The following is a 22,107-nucleotide window of genomic DNA, read 5'->3' as shown; positions in this document are numbered from 1 at the left end:
TACGTTCTAGCTTTCTCCAATGACAAAGAAAATTTGACTAATCGCTTTGGCTCCGATCCTCAACTGTTGCCGATGGTGCGAGTGCATGAACGAGACGGCAGTGTATGTTCAGAAGGCATTACTTTGCTCCGACAAATGATTCTAGCAAGAGCTTTCCCTAATGTAGATTTAGACCAACGCATCAACTTAATCTCAGAAGTGTTTGACGCATCAGAAACGTTAGATTACCTCTGTCAAGTCAGCGGCGGTCATGTGCGGAACTTGTTAGTGCTGCTTAATAGCTGTATGAAAAAAGACGACCCGCCTTTTTCGCGCGATTTGGTAGAGCGAGTCATTAGCCAGCGGCGCAGCGAACTGAGTAAAGCAATCACGCCCCATGAATGGGAACTGCTACGGCTGGTAGCGCAACAAAAAACTGTCAGAGGTGAGGAAGAATATCAAACTTTACTGCGGAGTTTATTTGTCTTTGAGTATCGCGATGCAGATGAAAGTTGGTTTGATATCAACCCTATTTTAGCAGAGGCAAAGGAGTTGCAATTATGAATGATTCCTCACCCGAATTAATACAGATTAATCAAGAGTCTTTGAAAACCCTGATCCGGGGAATTACTTGCTTTCAAGAAGAGTTTTCCTTAATTTTAGCGGTTTGCAACTACAGAACATTGCGGGAACAAATTGTGCAGCGGTTGCGGGAACAATGTCCGGTTCAGATGCGGGAATTGGTGCTAGAAAAGTCCGTTCAAACTCTCTACACCCGGATTACAGAAGAACTGGGTACAGAACAACCTAATGCACTAATGATAGTTGGTCTGGAGTCTGTGCTCGAAATCGACCCGGTTTTGACGGCGACTAATCAGATTCGAGAGGAGTTTCGCAACTTTACTTTTCCTGTAGTGTTGTGGGTGACAGATGCGATCCTGTGCAAGCTGATTCGGTTGATTCCAGATTTCCACAGTTGGGCAACGACGGTGGAGTTTCAAATGACCGTGGATGAGTTGGTTCAATTCATTCGGCAAACGGTTGATGAGGTGTTTGCTAAGGTTTTAAATTCTCGCGATAACGTATTTTTAGATAATGCTGCACTAGGCATTGAGAAGGGTTCTCCGCGTTGCGCTGAGCTCAAGTCAGCTTGTGAAGAATTGCAACATCGAGGGGTGACGTTAGACCCTGAGTTGGAAGCTGGTTTGGAATTTATCTTGGGTCGAGTTGCGGATAATTCCGATGTTACATCTCGCCACCATTACGAGCAAAGTTTGGCTTTGTGGAAGCAAACAGGCGATCGCGCTCGTTGTGGACTTTTACTATTTTATATTGGACTGTGGTGGCGAAATTACGCAGTGCGACATCGTGTGGAACATCAGCAAGCTGGCGATCGCGCCAGAGAGTATTTTCAGCAGTCAATAGAGGCTTTTGAACAAGCCGATCGCCCCGACTTAGCGGCTAAATTTATCAATTTTTGGGCAGAGGTGCTGCACCGGCTGAAGCATTGGCACAAATTAGAACTCGTGGCGCAAAAAGCCTTAGTTCTCCATCAAACATATTACAACCAATTCAGACAAGCCCGAGTTTATGGCTTTCTCGCTGAAGTGGCGTTGTCTAAATCCTTGTGGATTGAGGCAAAACAAGCGGCCGGGCAGGCTCTGTTTCTACTAAATGATGCTACAGAGACTATATCAAATCCATCACCGGAACAAAGTGCTTTATTGGATTTAGAACTTTTTTTTCATCAGGGTTGGTATTTGTTTTCCCTAGCGAAAGCACAACAGCAACTCGGTCAGCTATTAGAGGCTATCGCCACTTTAGAAACTGCCAGAAATCAAACCAAATCTCAATACGACCCAGAGCTTTACATCCAGATTTTGACAAATTTGCGAGAATACTATTTCCAACAAGGACAATACCTCAATGCCTTTCAGATTAAACAAGAGCGACAAGCGATCGAAAGTCAGTTTGGTTTTCGAGCTTTTATCGGTGCAGGGAGGTTGCAGCCAAAACAACAGATTGCCAACCCAGCGTTACCCTCTGCTGAACCGCAAGACGAAGTTGCCCAGGAAATCGCCTCTTCGGGACGGTTGCACAGTGTCGAACGCTTGCTGGAACGAATCGAGCGAGATGACTGCAAACTGACGATCATCCACGGGGAATCAGGGGTTGGCAAAAGTTCAATTGAACAGGCTGGACTAATCCCTGCTTTAAAACAAAAGCCGATAAATGCCCGCAGTGTTCTGCCAGTTTTACAGCAGGTTTATGCAGATTGGGCTGATGAACTGGCTAAGTGTTTATCAAAGGAACTGGCCAATATTAAAAAAGGATTTTCTTTAACCATTTCTAGTGTCGAAGAAAGAGAAGATGACGAATCTAATTTTGGGCTTAACTCTCCTACCTTGAGTTTAACAGACTCTCTGCTCGCTCAATTACGGAAAAATGCGGAGCATAATCTGTTAACCATTCTGATTTTTGACCAATTTGAAGAATTTTTCTTTATTTGTAAAGACAGCGTACAAAGAAAAAAGTTTTATGATTTTTTACGCGCTTGTTTGGAGATTCCTTACGTCAAAGTAATTCTTTCCCTTCGAGAAGATTACCTGCATTATTTATTAGAGTGTACGCGCTTCACTAGATTTGATGTAATTCATGATAATATTTTGGATAAAAATATTATTTTTTACTTAGGTAACTTTAAGCCCGATGAGGCAAAGTTAGTTATTCAAAGTTTAACTGAAAGGACTCAGTTTGAGTTAGAACCTGCTTTGATTGATGAACTTGTCAAAGATTTAGCAGGAGAAGTTAACGAGGTGCGTCCAGTCGAACTGCAAATTGTGGGCGCACAATTACAATCTGAGAATATTACGACTTTAGCTCAATATCGACAAAAAGGGCCCAAAGCAGCACTGGTAGCCAGATTTTTAGAAGAAGTTATTAAAGACTGCGGTTCAGAAAATAAGCAGCTTGCTGAACTTGTTTTGTGGTTACTAACAGATGAAAATAGCACTCGTCCCCTCAGAACTCGTGATGATTTAAAAAAAGCTTTAGAAGACTTACTAACAGAGATCAGTCACCTAGAGTTAGTTCTGGAAATTTTTGTGAAGTCTGGGTTGGTATTGCTGTTACCTAGTTTTCCCGACAATCGCTATCAACTGGTTCACGATTATCTGGCTGATTTCGTGCGTCGCCAAAAAAATAATGAACTGATTGAAGAATTGGAAAAAGAAAGAGCGCAAAGAAAGCGCAGTGAAGCTGAGTTAAATCGGGTGCTAAAACGACAATTAAAACTGGCGATGGCCGGCGGGGCTATCATGGCAGTTCTCGCAGTTCTCGCAGGTGTATTTGGAGTTGAGGCGAAAATTGGTGAAACTAATGCTGAACTCAAACAAATTAGCGCTAATTCCGAATCCTTGCTGGCTTCAGAGAAAGAGTTAGAGGCGCTGGTAGAAGGTTTAAAAGCTGGGAAAAAGCTTAAACATGGATGGAGAGTAGAACCAAATACTAAGAATCAAGTGGTGTCGAGATTGCAGGAGGTTGTTTATAACGTAAGAGAGCGCAACCGATTGGAGGGTCATACCGATACTATCACAGATATTAGTTTTAGCCCTGATGGCAAATTCATTGCTTCTAGTAGTAAAGATAAAACTGTGAAACTTTGGAACCGCGACGGTAGCGAGAAAAAACCTCCTTTGGAAATAAAATATGGGAATGAATTTACAAGCGTCGCGTTTAGCCCTGACAGTCAAATTATTGCCGCTGGAAACAAGGATAGTAAAATTTACCTCTGGCGTCTGAATGGCACATTCATTAAAACTTTAAAAGGACACACAGATTGGGTAACAAATATTCGATTTAGTCCAGACGGTAAGACGATTATTTCTGCTAGCCGGGACAATAGTGTAAGACTTTGGAAAATTGATGGCACTCCAATTAAAACGCTGCCAGGGCATACTTCGACTGTTAACATCGTGCGTTTTAGCCCGGACGGTCAAAGGATTGCTTCAGCTAGTGAGGATGGTACTATCAAACTATGGAGTTTAGAGGGTAAGCAACTTCAATCTATAAATAGTTCTGGCGTTCTTGACTTGGCATTCAGTCCAGATAGCAAAACTCTGAGTGTAGCTAGTCGGGACAATACCCTCAAAATTTGGAAAATTGATGGTATTTTACTCACAACATTTAATATAGCAGATTTTTACATTCCTGTTTTCGCTTGTTTCAGTTCTGATGGTAAGTTGCTGGCCGCTTTTCACAAATTCGATGGGGAAAGTCTTTGGAAGATAGAAGGTAGTAAAAGTGAACAGTTGAAAATTTTAAGTATGGCCGCTCCGACAACTGGCAACTTGAGCCCCGATGCTAAAACTATTGCCTTAGCTAGTAAGGATAATGTAGTTAAACTTGTGAGTCTTGATTCAGAGACTTTGGATAACCAGGAAGATCGAATGAAGAGAAGCAAAATTGTCGGCTTCAGCCCTGACAATTTTCCCGTTTCTATTGATGATAACCAGTTGAATTTTTGGAACAGCGACGGAACAGTAAAAAATTCGCTAGAACTTGCCGACCGCATGGAAAACGCAAGTTTTAGTTCCGACGGTAAGGTAATTGCTTTAATGGGTACTCAGGCGACGACAAAACTCTGGAACAGTACAAACAAATTACTGAATACCTTCGAGCTGAATTCGTCATTTCCCGAATTCAGTCCGGATGGTAAGCTCATGGTTACTGTAGAGAGAAATAATACAGCCAAGCTGTGGAGATCGGATGGCAAGCTAATTAGAAGTCTGCAAGGTCAGAAAGCACGCATTACGAAGGTAATTTTTAGTCCTGACAGTCGGCTGATTGCTACTGTCAGCCAAGACAATATAGTAAAGCTGTGGAACCAAGATGGCAAGTTCATAGGCACTTTGCAAGGTCACACAAAGAAGATTTCAGAAGTTATTTTTAGTCCTGACAGTCAGCTTATTGCTACTGTCAGTTTGGATGATATAGTGAAGCTGTGGAATCGCGACGGTTTACTGATTCAAACAATTGAAAAGTCGAGTGGCAGATTAAATCGAAGGAATCCTTCCGATAACAGTCAAGTAAGATTCAGCCCCGACAGTCAGATGTTATTTGTCCCTAGAAATTACAATGACGTGCAACTTTGGGGTCGAAATGGAAAAGTGATTCAAACCCTCAAGGGGCATAATGGGCTAATTTATAGCGCGATTTTCAGCCCCAACAGTCAGATTATTGCTACCAGGAGTTCCGATGGCCTGGTGAAACTTTGGAGGCGGAATGGGGCTTTGATTACCACTTTACCGGAAGACTTCTATAACGTTAATGTCAGTTTTAGCCTTGACAACCAATTGCTTGTATCAGTTGATTCTAGTAGTGTCAAACTTTGGGGTAGTGACGGTAAAAAAATCGCGCCTCTCGCAGAGAATAGCGATGATTCCCCTAAAATTAGTTTCAGTCCTGACAGCACAATTATTATATTGAGATCTGAGGATAACGTCAAACTTTACAACAGAGAAGGTGGGGTAATTAAAACTATTAAAAATGACGGCGGTGACGTTCCTAAAATTAGTGTTAGTCAAGATGGAAGACGAATTGCCTCTGTTGAAAGGAATAATGTAGTAAACCTTTGGAGTAGTAATGGTAAGCTTATTCAATCCCTGACGGGACATCACAGTAAAATTACTTTAGTCAGTTTTAGCCCGGATAGTAAGATGCTTGCCACTGCGGACAAAGATAATACCGTAAAGCTTTGGCAGAGCGACGGTACACTCGTTCTAACTCTTAAGGGACACGGGAACCGGGTTGAAAGTGTGCACTTTGGAGCGGATGGCAAGACATTTGCTGTTTCCGGTGTAGAAGATGTGGTGCAACTCTGGAACAGCGATTACAAAAAGATAGTTGCCACATTAAAAGGACACGGCGATCGCATCAATAGTGTCAGTTTTAGTCCTACCAGTCAGCTAGTTGCCTCTGCCAGTGATGATAAAACAGTGAGACTGTGGGATTTTAATGGTAATGCACTCCATATTTTAGACAAGCATACAGATAAAGTAAATCGCGTCCGTTTTAGTCCAAACGGTAAGATACTTGCATCTGCCAGTGATGACAAAACCGTAAAACTTTGGAACTTAAAAGGTGGATTGATTAAAACTCTTGAAAAACATAAAAGTCCTGTTCGGGATGTAATTTTCAATCCGAATAGTTCAAAGATCGCCTCAGCTAGCGATGACAGCACTGTTATCCTCTGGGATTATCAAAGTGGCCAGGGCGAACGCATCTAAATTTCATGTTAACAGAATCTGGTATATTGGAGAAGAATTATTGAGTAACTACAAAACATTTAATTAGGGTTTACCTGTATGAAACTCAAACCTAAAATCACGATCGCCGACCATTTTGCTGACTTAGAAGATCCCCGAATTGAGCGAACGAAGCATCATCAATTAATTGATATTATCACCCTCTCAATTTGTGCCGTGATTTGCGGTGCTGATACATGGGTGGATATCGAAAGTTACGGGCGTGCTAAATACGAATGGTTAAAGACAATTTTAGAATTGCCGAATGGCATCCCTTCGCATGACACAATTGCGCGAGTATTTTCTCGGCTCAAACCGGAGCAATTTCAGAAATGTTTTTTGAGTTGGATTCAATCTATTAGTTGCTTCAATCCCGGAGAAGTAATCGCAATTGATGGCAAAACTCTTCGCCATTCTTACTCACGGGGAGGAGATAAAAAAGCAATTCATATGGTCAGTGCTTGGGCGACGAGTCAAAGATTAGTTTTAGGACAAGTTAAGGTTGATAAAAAGTCGAATGAAATCACAGCTATTCCGACTTTACTCAAAGCATTAGAATTAAATGGAAGCATTGTCACCATTGATGCTATGGGCTGTCAGAAGTCAATTGTGAAGTCAATTGTCGAACAAAAAGGAGATTATGTAATCACCTTAAAAAAGAACCAACCATCCCTGTATGCCAGAGTAGAAGAGTTGTTTAAACAAGCAATTAGACAAGGATTTTCGGGATTTACCCATACAGCTTATTCGACGAATAAAGAGAGTAAGCATGGTCGCTCAGAAATTCGACATCACTTAATGTTGAGTGACATCAAAGAGCTGATTGACCCCGACAATCAATGGGAGAAATTCCCGAGTATAGGTATGATAGAATCCGTGAGGATAGTGAAGGGAAAAACAACTATTGAAACTCGTTATTACATTAGTAGTTTACCAAATGATGCTCAAAACCTGGGTGAATCAGTCCGCAGCCATTGGGGAATTGAAAATTCTTTACATTGGGTATTAGATGTGGGTTTTCGTGAAGATGAGTGTCGGATTAGAAAAGATAATGCTCCGCAAAACTTTGCTATGATTAGACACATCTCGCTCAATCTTTTGAATCAAGAGAAAACTTCAAAAACTGGAGCAAAAAATAAGCGACTTCGAGCCGGGTGGGATGATGACTATTTGACCAAGATCCTCGCTGTTGCAGTCAACTAAATTCTCACGAATAACTCATTATTAACTCTTATACAACTTGGAAACAGTGGTTGTAATAGTTTTATTTTCTCAAAATTAGCAGAAGCGTAAAAACCACCATTAATCAGTTACTGTTTTCTTACTAAAGTCATTAGAAAGCGTGTCTGTAGCTTCTTTGAATGGTGAATTTATCTCAAAATATACTCACCACTGATGAACAGTGTTCAATAAGATGCGTTTCCCCTGTCAAAGTGGCAAGCTTGAGCATCGCCTATCAGGACACAGTGCGTCTGTTAAAAGTCTTAGTTTCAGCCCAAACGGTGAGATGCTTGCCTCGGCTGATGATAGTGGTGCAGTTAAAATTTGGAGCCGTGATGGGATAATGTTAAAAAGCTTTAAACAGGATAGCTTTACTGGTGATAACATCAGCTTAAACTCTGATGGGCAGCAGATTTTTACTTGGATGCGGGGCAAAGATAATTACTATTACCGTAAACCCTTGCTTTGGAGTATGAATCTCAATAATCTTTTAAAGATTGGTTGCCAGAAAGCAGGGGATTATCTGAAGAATAACCCGAATTTACAGGACGATCGCTCTCTTTGCGACAAGCTCTGAAATGGATAGTCAATAATTTCGGTATACTGAATTAAGTGTACCCTGTCAGGCGCGCGTGAATAAGACCCTCAAACCGTCGAAAAATCCTTGCGGGCGTTAAATATTCTTCTTTTAACAGGTGATATCATGTCCGGTTGATTCGTCCTTATATGGGGGGGCGGGTTTATAAAGCTGCGGGCTTTAAAATTAAGAAAACTCGTGAATCCGCCCCTACACAACTTGACATTATACAAGAATGAATCAAGATGTTTAAGTATATAACTAATGACTACCGATCGAGCTTGCGCTGAATTTGCCTCAAAGATTGGTACATTTCCGGCAAACGGTTGTATACGGCTGCGGCTTTGAGAAATAGTTTGTGGGGAATTGCTGGAACGCCCGTCACGATCGCACCTGCGGGCACGTCGCTGTGAATTCCGGCTTTAGCAGTGGCGATCGCCCCATCTCCGATTTTGGCTTGATTAGCAATTCCCACTTGACCTGCCAAAATTACATTGTTGCCAATTTTTACCCCGCCAGCCATGCCAACGTGAGCGGCAAACGCACAATTTTTCCCTACTTGACAGCCGTGACCTACGTGTACTAAATTGTCGATTTTTGTATTTTGGCCGATCCGGGTTTCTCCGACAGCGGGCCTGTCGATCGTGCTGTTGCAGCCAACCTCAACGCCCTCTTCTAATACAGTGCACCCAGACTGCTCCATTTTCACCCATCCTGTGGCTGTCGGCACGAACCCAAAACCTTCGCTGCCGATCGCCGCACCGCTGTGAATCACGCAATTTGCCCCGATGCGAGTACGTTCGTGAATGACACAATTAGCGTGTAAAACTGTGCCGTGGCCTATTTCCGCATCTGGGTAAATTACGACATTTGGATGAATGCAAACGTTGCTGCCAATTTTGACTTTTGCTTGAATCACGGCGTGGGGGCCGATATAGACATTTTCACCAATTTCTGCTGAGGGGTGAACGACGGCTGAGGGATGAATTTCGGATGCTGGGCGAAACGGTTGATAGAAAAGGGCGATCGTTTCAGCAAACAGCAATCGCGGATCTGCTGCGGCAATCCAAGCAATGTTGCGATCGTCACATTGAGCTTGGAGGCTTTCATCTAAGGGCAAAATTAAAGCAGAAGCATTTGTCGAGGCTGTATGAGCGGCAAATTTAGCACCTTCTATGTAACTGATTGTGCCCGATGCAGCTTCATCGACTGGGGCCGCGCCAGTAATTTCCGGATCGGCAGCAACCGACGCTGTGAGGCTGTGACTGGTGGCTAAGTTAAGTTTTTGTACTATTTCGCTAAACTTCATCTATAAAAATTTGTTGTTAGCACAGATGGATCATAGTTAAAATTACCAGCTTTAGAGCACGATCTGAGCAGTTGCCATTTAAAAAACAAAAACCCCGGTTTCTTGAAGAAGTCGGGGTTGTAGCGCTCGATTATTTTTGGCAATTATTTTACAGAAACTGCATCTACGTCAACGGTGCTGCCGTTGGCTTCAGAATAATTGGCACCGGTGGCTTCGGATGCTGAAGCTGTCTCTGTTTGGCGAGATTTAAAGTAGTCGATCGCCATTTGTGAAACTTCGGAAATCAGCAAGACTGCGATCGCCACATCGTCAATTTGTCCGACGACGGGGAGAAAGTCTGGGGCAATGTCGATCGGGCTTACCAGATATGCCAGCGTTCCCAGAATAATCCACCAGCGGTATTTGGGGTTGCGGAGGGTGTCGCGGTACCAGTTGTAAACAGATTGTATAGAAAAGTTCATGGGGTTGTCCTCTACTTATATTTTCAATCTTGACAAATTCTCGCTCGAAATGCTTGTGGAGATATCCCCCCTAGGGTTGGGAAGAGAATTCTACCTGGGAGTATAGGGAATCGGGGAGGGAGAAGTTGTCAAGCTGTGTCGGAAGGGCGGGGACTCTTGACAACGCCCCTACAGAAACCTGACAGATGAAAGCCGATGGAATTAATCTGTATTTATCTGCGCTGATTTGTGGTTTAAAAAAACATTCATATTGTTGACGGTAGATTCGTAATCTATTACTTGTATATCGTGATTAAAGCAAGTTACTTAGATTGGGATTTTTTAACCGCAGATGTCAGCAGATAAACACAAATGAACGCCGATGGGATTTATCTGTGTTTATCTGCTGTTTAAAAAAATCTTCATCTCTCTCACTCACGAATTTTGAAATATCCATTTTTGGTCGCCGATCGCAATTTCGCAACCATTTGGCAGCCAAAAAGGCTCGTTAGCAGCCAGCCTCTGCCCACCCACAAAAGTGCCGTTGGAACTGCCGCTATCGACAAGCTGATATCGCTGTTTACCAAGTTCGTCAGTGGCGCGGCGGATTTGAGCGTGGTAGCGCGAACTTTGCGGATCTTGTAATACTAATGTGTTGGTTGGTTCGCGTCCAATTGTAAAGGGATTGGCTGTTAGGGCGATCGCTTCTCCAGAAAGTTTGTAGATTAAATATGCGGTTGTTTTGCGATCGCTGCTTGCGAGTACGGTTGGTGCAAGTTGGGGAGGATTTCTCCCAGCAGGGAGGCTGTTTTGAGCAAGTTGTTCTGTCAGTTGTTGTAAATCTCGATCGAACCCTGCTGCTGTGTCAGAAGCTGGAAGACTCGCAGGAGAATGACCTGAAATTAAGTTTAACTGCTGTACGGGAGATTGAGGAACAATCGGACGGCCAGCTTCGGCAATTCTCATTTGCAGTGCGGCCGCATTTTCTGCTTCCTGTCGGGCACTCATTCCCTCAACTTGGCGAATAACTCCGTTGGTTTCGGGAAAGCTGACATCGCCAATTCGCACGTCTTCTAAGTTAAAACCTAGAGTATAAAAATCTTGGACGCGATCGAGCAAATTTTGGCGCAGCAACAGCCGTCCTTGACTGATAAGCTGTTGTAGGGGTATTTGCCCGATCGCTAATCCCATACAATCCTTAACTGCACTTGCTAAAACAGCTAAAGGATCGGACAATTCCAAAGCTACTCGTTTCGGATCTATAACTTGATAAATAACAGTCAGAGTGGCATCAATTAAAAACCGATCCTTAGACAAAAAATCTCCGTGCGACTGTACGTCTAAATTGCGGAGTTTGGTGTCTACGATGACAATTTGACACTGTTCCAGCAGGGGAAGGGCAAAGCTGAAATGCCGCCCGGATTTCAGGGTACGCACGGCGCGGCCGTTTTTGACCAACAAACCCGTGTAACCCGCCCCTATAAAGTCCATACTAAAGCCGGCCCAGCGTTCGGGTGTGACGGTTTGAATCAGTGGAGAAGCGTTGTTCATGGGAGGGAGTTGAGGGAGCGAAGATTCTAATTTTAGGGTAACAAATTGCTGGGGACGAGCGATCGGGCGGTGTGCCGGTTCAGCAACCTCTATTCTATACTTCTGGACTCCCCGCGATTCAGGCCGGACTGGATCTAGCTTGCATCTAGTTGGTGGTGAGGGCGATCGAAATACTGTTCGTAGGGTGCGTCTGATCCTTCAAACCTGTTGAAATCGAAAGAATTAATGTCTAACGCACCCTACAATTTGGTTTAACGGTGACTAAAGGTCAGTGATTTATTGGCTATACTTAAGGCATCATGCTAGGAGCGTAAGTCAGATGAATACGATCGCGATCGCCCTTTCAGATGAGCGCCTCCTGAAGTTACAAAAACTCGCCAACGACTTGAATGTATCGATAGAAGAATTAGTTTTAATAGGCATAGAAAACTTACTCGCACAGCCAGAAAGTCTTTCACCAAATACTGCTCAAAATATTCTCAACAAAAATGCTAAAATTCCCCCTGATATAGTTGACAACTTTTATGTATCAGCTTGGATAGATTGGGGGAGAAATCAAGGCTACGCGATTGAAGAGAATGTAGAGAAGACCAGAATTTGAACATGAACTCGATGGATTGGTTGGCGACAGGTACGGAGTTGTAGGTCAAATTCTTAAACGTGCGGTAAATCAGTATTTTAAATAGATGACGCGGGATGTCGGCGGCAATTAAAGTTTCCAGAGCGCGATCGCGCTGCATCTGTTTGTGCTAAGATTAAAGAGCTTAAACATTACTGATTAAGAGCGTTTAACTAAGATGTCTAAGGAATCAGTCATCACAGAACATATCGAAATTACGCCTGGGGTACTTGGTGGTAAGCCACGCATTGCGGGCCATCGAATTGCTGTAGCACACATCGCCGAAATGTATCTAAAAATGGGAATTTCTATAGAAGAAATTGCCGGCAAGTATGACTTACCACTTGCCTCAGTTCATGCTGCAATGACCTATTATTACGATCGTCGAGAAGAAATCGATCGTCGCACTGCTGAAAGTCGAGCTATTGTGGAAGAATTAAAGCGAAATAGTTCACCATCTCCGTTACAAGAAAAATTGAGGGCAATTAGAGGTGAGTGAGCCAATTCGTTTTCATTTAGACGAACATATTGACTCTAACATTGCGCGTGGTTTGCGTCGTTACGGGATAGATGTTACAACAACAGTTGATGCAGGATTGCGTACTAAAAGCGATGAGTCACACCTGGCATTTATTCGCGAACAGCAGCGCGTGATAGTAACGCACGATGACGATTTTTTAATTATGGCAAGCGATACCACAGATTATCCGGGGATTGTCTATTGTCCTCCTAATTCTCGTTCGGTGGGCGAGATTATCCGTAGTTTGATTTTAATTTATGAAGTGTATGCGCCTGAAGAAATGATGGGGAGGATTGAATATATTTGACATGATTTTAAGGAGATCGCACTTTCGGAAAATAAGGGCAATCGCACTTTGAAAAAGGGACAATTGCGCTACACCCAAAGCATTATCAGACTGCTTTGAGGTATTGCGTTACAGGCTTCAAATCGATGTCATCGTTGGAAATCAGTATTTTAAATAAATGGCAGGTGATGCCTGCTGCAATCAAAGCTTCCAAATTGCGAGCTTTGAGCAGTCCTCATAAATGCCGACTTGCCTGACTTACGCAAGCTAAACAGGCTTTTCATTCTCCCGCGAACTAAATGCAGAAAGCGATCGCCCATTGATAGAGTTTCAGTGCTACACTAAAATTACAGCATTGTTCGGTGGCAATTGCGTGATACCCTACTTGCACGAGGAAAATATATGGTAACTACGCTCGAAATTGACAAAACTCTCCTTCAAGAAGCCCTTGATTTGAGTAACCATCCAACACCTACTACATTAATCGAAGCAGCTTTACGCGAGTACATTCAACGTCGCCGCAAACAACTAAAAGTAATGGAATTGTTTGGGACTATTGACTACGATGAAGATTATAACTACAAGCAACAGCGACAAACTTTATGAATGTTCTTGTTGATAGTTACTTTTGGTCGTTGGCCTTGCGGCGCAACACAACAAATGATGCGATCGCTATTGTTAATGTACTGCGTGATTTGATTGCAGATGGACGAGTTGTTTTACTGGGTGCCATTCGTCAGGAGGTGCTTTCTGGGGTACGCTACAAGGAACAGTTTGCTCGATTGCGAGAGTATCTTCGTGCTTTTCCTGATTTAGAGCTAACAACTGAAGATTATGAGTTAGCCGCAGAGTTTTTCAATACCTGTCGCAGTAATGGCGTTCAGGGTTCAAATACAGATTTTCTGTTATGTGCCGTTGCTCATCGTCGCGGTTACAGCATTTTCACTACAGATAAAGATTTTGAGAATTTCCGATCTCACATTCCTGTCGTATTACTATCAGGGTGATTTCTCAGTTTATATCTTAACTTAGGGATACCGATCGCACTTTTGGATTTGAGATGTCCGAGGGACGATCGTACTTTAGGAAAAGGGACAATTGCGCTACACCCAAAACATTATGACACTGCTTTGAGGTATTGCGTTACAGGTTTCAAATCGATGTCATCGTTGGAAGTCAGTATTTTAAATAAATGACGCGGGATGCCGGCTGCAATCAAAACTTCCAAATCGCGATCGCACTTTGACAAGTCCTCATAGATGCCGACACTGAAAGTAGCATCGCACTTTGGGAAAAAGACCATCGCCCCTAAGAAGAAAAGGGGCGATACCACAACATTTCAAAGCAGAATAGGGGAAAGTGGGGAATCAGGAAACGAAACATCAGGAGGCACAAACACAGGCGTATCTGGTCGAGGTATAGGCGTACTCAGAAGAGGTGGCTGATTAGCTAACAAGTTTGCAGTTGTGATACTGGAAGCCTGAACATTATTCAGTTGGGCTAATTGTTCACCTGTACTTTTCACAGTAAGGAGAGTATTAGCACCTGCGGTTTGAATCAAGATGTCACCGATATTTAAATTGGCTGGTACTTGGATGAAATCAGTCGTATTGTCAAAGTCGGTGATGATGTCTAAACCGCCACCTGTTAACAGGGCAAATGTATCTCTTCCCTGTCCGCCAGTGAGTGTATCAATGTCCCTGTCACCTGAGAGAAAATCATCGCCTGCATCACCAAAAAGTTGATCGTTGCCTTTGCCACCAAATAAACTGTCGTTTCCTTCTCCACCTGAAATGCTATCTTGACCGTCGTTTCCGAGAATTAGTTCGCTGATGGTAGAGCCTGTAACTGTATCATTGCCACCTAGAACAAAGACACCACCAGAAATATCTGTTAGTAGTCTAGGGGATAATTCGATTAATTCTGCTGTGTTATCGCCGAACAAGCGAAATAGACCATTATTATTGATGAATCTTAATGCCATCGTTATTTGTTCTCAACTGTAAATTTGACTGGATTGGAGAGGGATAAAATTAGGAGCGAGCGCTCTTTCAAGATACGAATGGCGAGCGCTCAGATGTAGTCTCGATCTAAATTATAGGGGGCATAAAGGATGCAGAGATGCTTAGATTATGCCCAATATGAGCGGAGCAATCGGCATTAATTGTTACCTAAGTCCAGGTTCTTTGATTGCTACCGTTAGACACATAATCTAAACCAGTTATACTTGAGTTTCCGTTACTTAAATCGGCTGAGATAACACCCTCATGAGCCCGATCAAATACAAACAGAGAAGGCTGTACTTTACCGAAGTTATCAAATCGATTAAGAGTGAGAAGAGATGGGAAAGATAATGATGGTTTTGAAGCCAAGTCTTTGAAAACATCAATAACACGGTTATGATAATCTCTCGCAGCGTCTTCCCCTACATAACCAGTGAAATTAACTAGGTAGGAATAATCCGCAGTTGTAGCTTGCTCATTATCACCTGCTATAGCGCCCACGTTAGGACTACTACTATCTGAAACGACCAATGCAATAGATTTAGTAGCGGTCTTACTAAATTCTACGATACCATCATCTCCTGGGTTATTGCCATCAATGTCGTAATCGCCAGCAGGAGAAGCTGGATCGAGTGCAACAAGATTCTTAACACCTCCACTTATTCTTCCTATCTCAGAGGCAACGTAAGAGCCTAAACTATGACCTAAAAGAATAGTTCGTTTAGGATCTATTCCTAATTCTTTCAACTTATTAGTAGCCCATTGAGCAACTGGCCTAATCCGCTTCGCAGCGTCGTAAGGAATCGTCAAAAGAGCCGGCTTACCAGGGTCATTTGCTGCCTCTTTCCAGTCTAAGTAAAGTACCTGAGAGTTTGGGTAATATTGACTAGCTGCTACTGTTTCCGCTAAGTTAATTATATTGCCATCTTCCGTACCATTACCACGACCATGAATCACTACAACGGTGTCTTTGTTGGAGTCAATATTGCTACGAGCTGCTGTCCCTTTTTTACCATCCTTATCGTAAAGCAATAGCTCGACTGGAAATGGCTGGTTTTCTACCGTGATATCTTTGTTACTATCCCAAGAGAGGGAAAAACTGGCATCGCCTCTTTCTTCAGCATATCCAAAATTTACCCAATATTTACCATTTTGTGTAGGAGTAAATGTGTAGTTTTTACCATCATAAGCATTCTTAAGCCAAGCCCCATTTTGACCACTAACATTAATCCATTCATTCCCACTATTAGCGTTAACTGGTATGGTTCTTAGATAGTAATAATCATCTGCTTTTACTGAAAAGTTGTAGGTTACACCTGCTTCAAAATCTGCTTCTCTGTATAAATCCACCCCAAATTTATCAGAACTTACACCGACATTACTCGGAGCCCCATTACCCCAATTTCGAGAAATAACGTTTCCGTAAGAAGCAGCATCCCTGTCATTATTACGAGTAAATGGAATGAATCCTTTTTCAACGATTTCTCCTGAACTCCAATCAAAAATGTTTCCTCCCCAGTCTTGGGAAAAATTAATTCCGTATAATGTTGCATACTCTACTGAAAGTATTTTTCCATCTATCGCAACAGTCCCCCGATCGTCCTCACTCTTCAACCCCTGAAGCTCACCCTCACTCAACTCCTTCCCCTGAACGATCGCCCCAAAAATCGCCCCCTCATCTCCCAGTGAATCCGTAACATTCAACCGCGCATCAACAGAGTGCCCTATCTCTTCCAGCAACACATCCGCCACCGCCGCCGGATTCGCCCCATTCCGAGTCAAAAATTCCTTCGATAAATAAATCGTATCCGTCGCCGCTGCAAAAGCCCCATTCGCCCCATCAATCTCAGCAGACGAGACAACCTTCACCGGCGGGATATCACTAAAATCTCCCTGAAACCATCCTTCAGCTAAGGCTTTCGCACCCACAGCATCCCAGTTTTCCCCAAAAGCCAAATTCATCTTAGCCACGAAATCTGGCCCGGCCGCAAACTTACTCAGATCCCCATAAACCTCGGACATCGCCTGACCTGTTAGCAAATCGACAGAGCTATCCGGTAAACTGCTGTTGGAGTCGGCGATCGCCCCATTAGCCATCCGGGTTAGCGCAGCATCGGGCAAGATGATATTTTCATAGGCTTCTGGCGTTAAAGTCGGGATATTAACTTCCTCACCAACACCCCCGGTTAGGACGCGGTTAGCATCTAGCTGCGGGATAATTGCCTTAGTCGGTTCTAGGCTGGCATTCCAAGGGGCGATCGCACTTTCGTTATTAAATTCAGGCGTGAAAAAATTAGACACGTTATTCTCCCGTGTTGATTAGAGACAAGTACATAGACTTGCCCTGTGTTTGCTTGGATTAAATAAACTGTTTGTTGTAAAAGCCGATCGGCCGATCGCCCTCATGAACCCTTAGCCCCGAAGTAGCGCAACAGTAGCGGTACTTCTCAAGCTCTATTTATCTATCAGGCTGAGTCCGCAAGTTTTATGCAAAATACTGCTTTTTTGTTACAAAACTTTACTTAGCGCCCTCTGACTTTTGCAAATACTAGCTTTGACGTTAGTTGAAGCGATCGCGCCTCCCCGTTTATCTAAGTATTTACACTTATATATTTAGTCTTAGTAAAATAATACACTAGCTACCGCTACCAAGCAACTAACAAACGCTAGCAATTTCGGTTATGCTGTCGTTAGTCACATCTCAACACACCCGACAATGGTACCAAAGGAAGATTTATTTGCCGAAGCCGCGAAACACTGGGACTTAGAAAGACTATACCAAGCTTTTGCGGAAGCTAAACGGCAAATCTCTCCTCGATCGCGCAGGGGACTAACAGAAACAGAAAAACTTTACCTCCGAGGATTGCTTTCCGGTTGCAGTCCCGCCGAAATCGCCCGCCAACTGTTTCAGAGTTCCAAAAGTGCAGAGGTTTATTTATGTAAAACTTTATACCAATATGTTAAAAAACTCGCAGATGTACCTAACGAACCTGTAGGCAATTGGCGCAATATTTGCGATCGGCTACAGGCAGCCGGATATAAAACTCAGTCTTCTCCTGAATTTAAAATAAATAATTCTGTACCTACAGAAGCATTAGTAAAAATAGTTAATATAGGTTTTGATTCTAATACAGGAACAATTGATATTAACATCCGGGTTTCAATCCCCTCAACTTCAGAAACTCCGAAAACAGAAGATTTGGATAAAGATGGTTAGATGGGCGATCGCCCCTCAACAAACCAATCTAACTGAAGGCGTAAAGCGCCGCTATCCCGTAGGGAATCGCCTACAATAGAATCAACACTCCTCATCTCAAACACCATGCAAATTGTTTTGCCACCTGAAGTCGAAGCCCTCGTGCAGCGCCAACTCACCAGCGGCAAATACAACAGCGCGATAGACGTTATCCTTGCAGCCATTAAACTACTCGAACAACAGCAAGACATTTATCAAGGACGACTGCAAGAACTCCAACAAGACGCACTGATTGGTCAGCAAGCATCCCAACGCGGTGAAGTCGTAGACGGTGCAACCGCAATGGCACAAATTCGAGCTAATTTGCGATCGCGTTACACTTCCTCAGAAGCATGACTTCACAATTCCGCCTCACTCAACCCGCAATTCAAGACATCGAGCAAATTGCAGACTACATCGCCAGTCAATCGGGACTGGATCGAGCCGATCGCTTTTTAAGCAATCTTGACGCTAAATTCGCCAAAATTGCTCAGTTTCCCAATATTGGACGACAAAGACACGAAATTTTACCATAGCTTCGCAGCCTCTCCACAGACAACTATCTCATCCTCTATATGCCGATCGGACAAAATGTAGAAATCTTTCGAGTTGTCAGTGGTTATCGAGATTTATCCGCCCTCTTCGCCGATGCTGATGATTGAATTTAACTAAACAACGATCGCCCTTTCATTCACCTGACCAAAAACGCCGCACACTCAACATGAGAAGTCTGAGGAAAGAAATCCGCCGGCTGCACTCGCGCTAACTTATAATCCCCATTTTCGCACAAAATCTTCAGGTCGCGAGCCAAAGTAGCCGGCTTGCAGCTAACATAAACAATACGATTTGGTTTGATTTCCTTGATAGCTTCCAAAACCGCGCGATCGCACCCTTTCCTCGGCGGATCTAGCAGCACAATATCCGGTGTCAATCCCAAGGAAGGCAGCAAACTCTCTACAGTTCCCACCTGAAACTCGACATTTCTCACGTCATTTAACTCACCATTTAATGTGGCTTGTTCTATCGCCGCCGGTTGCACTTCTAAACCTATGGCTATTTTTACTTGTTTTGCCAGGGGTAAAGTAAAAGTCCCAATTCCGCAGTAAGCGTCAACCAAAACCTCGTTGCCCTGCAAATTCAATTCCCCTACAATTACCTCTAACAATGCTTCAGCCGCCTCTGTATTTACCTGGAAAAAAGTATCAGCCCTTAGCTGAAAATTCAAACCAGCAAAGCTTTCTCGCAGATAAGCACGACCCGCAATGCAGCGAGTTTCTGCACCAAAAATCACATTAGTTTGAGCTGGATTTATATTCAAACAAACACCTGCCAGTTGAGGATATTGTTTCAGCCACTCTGATGCTTGCTCTTCAATTCCCGGCAAGTCTCCAGTGCGAACTATTAAAGTTAGCAGCATCTCGCCAGTGCGCCGTCCGATCCGCAAGGACAAATGACGCAATTCTCCTGTATGTTTCTTTTCGTCGTAGACTTGCCAATCCCGCCAGTGGATGTCTTCTTTGACTTCTTTTAACAAAGGATTGAGGCGCGGGTCTTGCACCGGGCACTGATTGAGATTGACTAATTTGTGGGTGCTTTTTTGATAGTAACCTGCTTGGACTTGACCTGTTGCAGATATTGCCACGGGATAAGTCGCTTTGTTGCGGTATCCCAAAAATTGGGGAAATCCCTCGATTTTTCCCGTTAAAATTTCATCAACTTGCGGATTGGTAAATCCGCCAATCCGTTCTAAGGCTTGAATGATTTGATTTTGCTTGGCTGCAAGCTGATATTGATAATCTACGTGCTGCCACTGACAGCCGCCGCACTTGTCGGCGACAATGCAGTTAGCTCGGATGCGGTGTTCGGATGTTTCGAGAAGTGTGTCCAGCTTGCCTGTAGCATAGGTGGATTTGACTTGCACGAGGCGGACAAGGACTCGATCGCCCGTCACGGTATCGGGCACAAACACTACTAACTCACCAAAACGACCAACTCCGTCGCCGGTGTCTGTCAAGTCGGTAATCTCTATCTCAATCAGTTGACCTTGCTGGCAAGGGTTTGCCAATTTCGTCGAGTTTGGGGTGGGGAATTTAGATTTGGTCACAAGTAGTCGTGGTAGGATTTAATATGGTAATGCAATATCGCTCTCTCTTTCCTGAGATAAGTCGTAGCGAAGCGGGGCGCAAGCCATCGCACTCAAGCTCAATTGCAGGCTGTCTTCCTGCTGCTGAACGTCTTGCTGCTAAAGCCAAGCTTCAACCGGGGAGTCGAGCTTGCCGCGAGTTGCCTCGATCCCGTCGGTGCGATAGGCTGTTGGGGCGATGTAGCAAAAACTCGTTAAATAGTCAAAGTGTCTGCCGACATCCAAACTCTCAGTCGCAGTTTTTGAGATTTTCCCCCAGTACCCTGGAACACAAGGAAACTGGCTTGAACATCAAGCATAACGCTTGGGGAGATTTACCCTCTACTTCTAGGATTGATAAATGTTAGGAGCAAGGCCAGTCTGCGAACCAAGAATCCCGTCGCCAACAGATGGGAATGTTTATTAATGTTATCCTCAAATTTGAATAACAGTCAACGACCCAGGTCTAAAGACACTGGGCTTCTAGCCTAAGACTTAAACCACAGTTGACCAGACTAAGTACCTTGTGTACTACGTTAACGGTAAGAGTTTAAGACCTACCAAGGAATACGAAGCTAGTTCCTTGCTCTAGAAATTTAGGATTAAACAGATTTATTGGGTTAAGTCAGTGTCCTAAATATAGTACCGGCCGTTAACTTTGTCGAAGCTCACATCACCCCGAAAGGGAGGCTCGAAAGAGCAAAACCGTTATGCGATCGCGGGTTGCGAAATTTGAGGTAGTAATGGTCAAGAGTGAAACTGCATTACATTCATTACACTCCCATCAAGCAATCCCCGTTTAATGGAAAGATTAACGGCGGTTGAAACCGCCCGCGTCGTTTCCATCTCAGCCCTGAAGAAACTGAGTTTCCCACTTACCGAGTTTTTTTTATGAGCGTAGTTAGCCAATTTATTCTCCAAGCCGACGACGAACTTCGTTATCCCAGTACCGGCGAACTCCAAAGTATCAATGATTTCTTTAAAACCGGAGAACAGCGGGTGCGTATTGCTACTGCGCTGTCTGACAGTGAGAAGAAAATTGTTGAAGAAGCTAGTAAAAAACTCTGGAAAAAACGACCTGATTTTATCTCTCCTGGGGGCAATGCTTACGGCCAGCGCGAACGGGCTTTGTGTCTGCGCGACTACGGCTGGTACTTGCGCCTGATTACTTACGGTATCTTGGCGGGTGACAAGGAGCCTATCGAAAGCATCGGTTTGATTGGCGTTCGGGAAATGTATAATTCTCTGGGCGTTCCTGTTCCTGGCATGGTCGAAGCTATCCGCTGTTTGAAGGAAGCTTCTTTGGCTTTGCTCAATCAGGATGATGCTAAGGAAGCAGCTCCTTATTTCGATTATATCGCTCAGGCAATGTCTTAATTGCTTTGGTGATTGCTTTCATGAATGTGGCGGAGCATTCGCGGGTGATTTTTGGGGTGATTTGATCTCGCAATTGCTCGCAAATGTTTCGCTTCTGTTTTTGGCAAGGAAATCTGCCTAATTTCTGCTAGGAAGCAATGCTGTTTAAGCTTTCCCAGATGTTGAGTTCGTATTGTCTTTTAATGCACATTTGATTTAAAAAGTCAAGGTTTTTTGGGAGACATTGTTTTTTGAATTTCCGGCTGTCGTAGTGAATAGATGTTTTGAGCTGCGAGAGTTCTCCCAGGGTGGGGCAGGTTTGGATATGATGGGCGATCGCATTTTGCCATTCTTCCAGCTTCCGGTAGCTGAGAAATTGTCCGCCTCTGTCTTGCCGGTGCACAAACACCACGAAAGCCCAGGATTCGACTCGCTTAATTTGATTTTGGCTGATTTTGAGCAGTTGGGCGATCGACCTGACGGTGATGCGGAGCTTTTTCGAGGGTTGGATGCGGCGAAATAGTGGTGTCATAGCTGTCTATTTAGTTTGTTCCAACATTGTAACACAATATGCTTAACTTGCA

The 22,107-nt window shown here is 43.7% G+C and carries 21 protein-coding genes; 13 read left to right on the top strand and 8 right to left on the bottom strand.

Annotation, left to right across the window (positions count from 1 at the left end):
• Window positions 1-33 precede the first annotated feature (33 nt).
• From QUA78_RS08425 to QUA78_RS08410, 4 genes are all read left to right on the top strand, one after another.
• Window positions 34-543, top strand: coding sequence for a hypothetical protein (locus tag QUA78_RS08425; RefSeq protein ID WP_333305538.1), 510 nt, complete (start codon window positions 34-36; stop codon window positions 541-543).
• Window positions 540-6,266 carry a WD40 domain-containing protein gene (locus QUA78_RS08420; RefSeq protein WP_333305536.1) on the top strand — a complete coding sequence of 1,909 codons (5,727 nt, stop codon included), beginning with the start codon at window positions 540-542 and terminating at the stop codon, window positions 6,264-6,266. Before QUA78_RS08425 ends, QUA78_RS08420 begins: the two co-directional genes overlap by 4 nt.
• 78 nt (window positions 6,267-6,344) lie before the next feature.
• Window positions 6,345-7,487, top strand: coding sequence for an ISAs1 family transposase (locus tag QUA78_RS08415; protein WP_333305535.1), 1,143 nt, complete (start codon window positions 6,345-6,347; stop codon window positions 7,485-7,487).
• Between the two features lie 199 nt (window positions 7,488-7,686).
• On the top strand, window positions 7,687-8,082 hold the full coding sequence (locus QUA78_RS08410; protein WP_333305533.1) for a WD40 repeat domain-containing protein: 396 nt from the start codon (window positions 7,687-7,689) through the stop codon (window positions 8,080-8,082).
• 268 nt (window positions 8,083-8,350) lie between these two features.
• Here QUA78_RS08410 and lpxD read toward each other — a convergent pair whose 3' ends face one another.
• The 3 genes from lpxD to QUA78_RS08395 all read right to left on the bottom strand — a co-directional run bounded on the left by lpxD (window position 8,351) and on the right by QUA78_RS08395 (window position 11,382).
• Window positions 8,351-9,391 (bottom strand): UDP-3-O-(3-hydroxymyristoyl)glucosamine N-acyltransferase, encoded by a 1,041-nt coding sequence (lpxD, locus tag QUA78_RS08405; RefSeq protein WP_333305531.1) that lies wholly within the window; start codon window positions 9,389-9,391, stop codon window positions 8,351-8,353.
• Between the two features lie 143 nt (window positions 9,392-9,534).
• On the bottom strand, window positions 9,535-9,852 hold the full coding sequence (locus QUA78_RS08400; protein ID WP_333140663.1) for a YkvA family protein: 318 nt from the start codon (window positions 9,850-9,852) through the stop codon (window positions 9,535-9,537).
• A 414-nt stretch (window positions 9,853-10,266) separates the two neighbouring features.
• The gene (locus QUA78_RS08395) at window positions 10,267-11,382 is read right to left on the bottom strand and encodes an SPFH domain-containing protein (RefSeq protein WP_333398718.1); all 1,116 of its coding nucleotides are present in this window, start codon (window positions 11,380-11,382) and stop codon (window positions 10,267-10,269) included.
• Between the two features lie 319 nt (window positions 11,383-11,701).
• Here QUA78_RS08395 and QUA78_RS08390 point away from each other — a divergent pair, with 319 nt between their 5' ends.
• The 5 genes from QUA78_RS08390 to vapC all read left to right on the top strand — a co-directional run bounded on the left by QUA78_RS08390 (window position 11,702) and on the right by vapC (window position 13,814).
• Window positions 11,702-11,983: a hypothetical protein gene (locus QUA78_RS08390; protein ID WP_333306188.1), complete on the top strand. Its 282-nt coding sequence runs from the start codon at window positions 11,702-11,704 to the stop codon at window positions 11,981-11,983.
• 196 nt (window positions 11,984-12,179) lie between these two features.
• Complete coding sequence (locus QUA78_RS08385) at window positions 12,180-12,500, top strand: DUF433 domain-containing protein (protein ID WP_333306186.1); 321 nt, start codon at window positions 12,180-12,182, stop codon at window positions 12,498-12,500.
• On the top strand, window positions 12,493-12,828 hold the full coding sequence (locus QUA78_RS08380) for a DUF5615 family PIN-like protein (protein WP_333306185.1): 336 nt from the start codon (window positions 12,493-12,495) through the stop codon (window positions 12,826-12,828). Before QUA78_RS08385 ends, QUA78_RS08380 begins: the two co-directional genes overlap by 8 nt.
• Window positions 12,829-13,209: 381 nt before the next feature.
• A complete protein-coding gene (locus QUA78_RS08375) occupies window positions 13,210-13,413 on the top strand; it encodes a type II toxin-antitoxin system VapB family antitoxin (RefSeq protein WP_333306183.1) in 204 nt (67 codons plus the stop codon).
• Window positions 13,410-13,814 (top strand): type II toxin-antitoxin system VapC family toxin, encoded by a 405-nt coding sequence (vapC, locus tag QUA78_RS08370; RefSeq protein ID WP_333306181.1) that lies wholly within the window; start codon window positions 13,410-13,412, stop codon window positions 13,812-13,814. Before QUA78_RS08375 ends, vapC begins: the two co-directional genes overlap by 4 nt.
• Window positions 13,815-13,924: 110 nt before the next feature.
• On the opposite strand, the gene QUA78_RS08365 is transcribed toward vapC, so the two are convergent.
• The 3 genes from QUA78_RS08365 to QUA78_RS08355 form a co-directional block, all read right to left on the bottom strand.
• Window positions 13,925-14,140 carry a hypothetical protein gene (locus tag QUA78_RS08365; protein ID WP_333306179.1) on the bottom strand — a complete coding sequence of 72 codons (216 nt, stop codon included), beginning with the start codon at window positions 14,138-14,140 and terminating at the stop codon, window positions 13,925-13,927.
• Between the two features lie 6 nt (window positions 14,141-14,146).
• Window positions 14,147-14,791, bottom strand: a complete 645-nt coding sequence (locus tag QUA78_RS08360; protein ID WP_333306177.1) for a hypothetical protein — start codon at window positions 14,789-14,791, stop codon at window positions 14,147-14,149.
• Between the two features lie 187 nt (window positions 14,792-14,978).
• Window positions 14,979-17,111, bottom strand: a complete 2,133-nt coding sequence (locus QUA78_RS08355; protein WP_333306175.1) for a hypothetical protein — start codon at window positions 17,109-17,111, stop codon at window positions 14,979-14,981.
• Between the two features lie 415 nt (window positions 17,112-17,526).
• On the opposite strand from QUA78_RS08355, the gene QUA78_RS08350 reads away from it, so the two are divergent.
• The 3 genes from QUA78_RS08350 to QUA78_RS08340 all read left to right on the top strand — a co-directional run bounded on the left by QUA78_RS08350 (window position 17,527) and on the right by QUA78_RS08340 (window position 18,581).
• Complete coding sequence (locus QUA78_RS08350) at window positions 17,527-18,027, top strand: DNA-binding response regulator (RefSeq protein WP_333306173.1); 501 nt, start codon at window positions 17,527-17,529, stop codon at window positions 18,025-18,027.
• A 105-nt stretch (window positions 18,028-18,132) separates the two neighbouring features.
• Window positions 18,133-18,402 (top strand): type II toxin-antitoxin system ParD family antitoxin, encoded by a 270-nt coding sequence (locus tag QUA78_RS08345; RefSeq protein WP_333306171.1) that lies wholly within the window; start codon window positions 18,133-18,135, stop codon window positions 18,400-18,402.
• Window positions 18,399-18,581 (top strand): type II toxin-antitoxin system RelE/ParE family toxin, encoded by a 183-nt coding sequence (locus QUA78_RS08340; RefSeq protein WP_333306168.1) that lies wholly within the window; start codon window positions 18,399-18,401, stop codon window positions 18,579-18,581. Before QUA78_RS08345 ends, QUA78_RS08340 begins: the two co-directional genes overlap by 4 nt.
• Before the next feature lie 155 nt (window positions 18,582-18,736).
• Here the strand turns inward: QUA78_RS08340 and rlmD are convergent, their stop codons facing one another.
• Window positions 18,737-20,149 carry a 23S rRNA (uracil(1939)-C(5))-methyltransferase RlmD gene (rlmD, locus tag QUA78_RS08335; protein ID WP_333398717.1) on the bottom strand — a complete coding sequence of 471 codons (1,413 nt, stop codon included), beginning with the start codon at window positions 20,147-20,149 and terminating at the stop codon, window positions 18,737-18,739.
• Between the two features lie 909 nt (window positions 20,150-21,058).
• Here rlmD and QUA78_RS08330 point away from each other — a divergent pair.
• Window positions 21,059-21,544, top strand: a complete 486-nt coding sequence (locus QUA78_RS08330; protein ID WP_293336342.1) for an allophycocyanin subunit alpha-B — start codon at window positions 21,059-21,061, stop codon at window positions 21,542-21,544.
• Window positions 21,545-21,671: 127 nt separating this feature from the next.
• On the opposite strand, the gene QUA78_RS08325 is transcribed toward QUA78_RS08330, so the two are convergent.
• Window positions 21,672-22,055 carry a hypothetical protein gene (locus QUA78_RS08325; RefSeq protein ID WP_333304328.1) on the bottom strand — a complete coding sequence of 128 codons (384 nt, stop codon included), beginning with the start codon at window positions 22,053-22,055 and terminating at the stop codon, window positions 21,672-21,674.
• Window positions 22,056-22,107 lie beyond the last annotated feature (52 nt).

Source organism: Microcoleus sp. K4-B3 (genome assembly GCF_036704615.1).
Lineage (GTDB): Bacteria > Cyanobacteriota > Cyanobacteriia > Cyanobacteriales > Microcoleaceae > Microcoleus.
The sequence above is the reverse complement of the archived record's forward strand: the minus strand, read 5'-3'. Positions and strand labels throughout refer to the sequence as shown.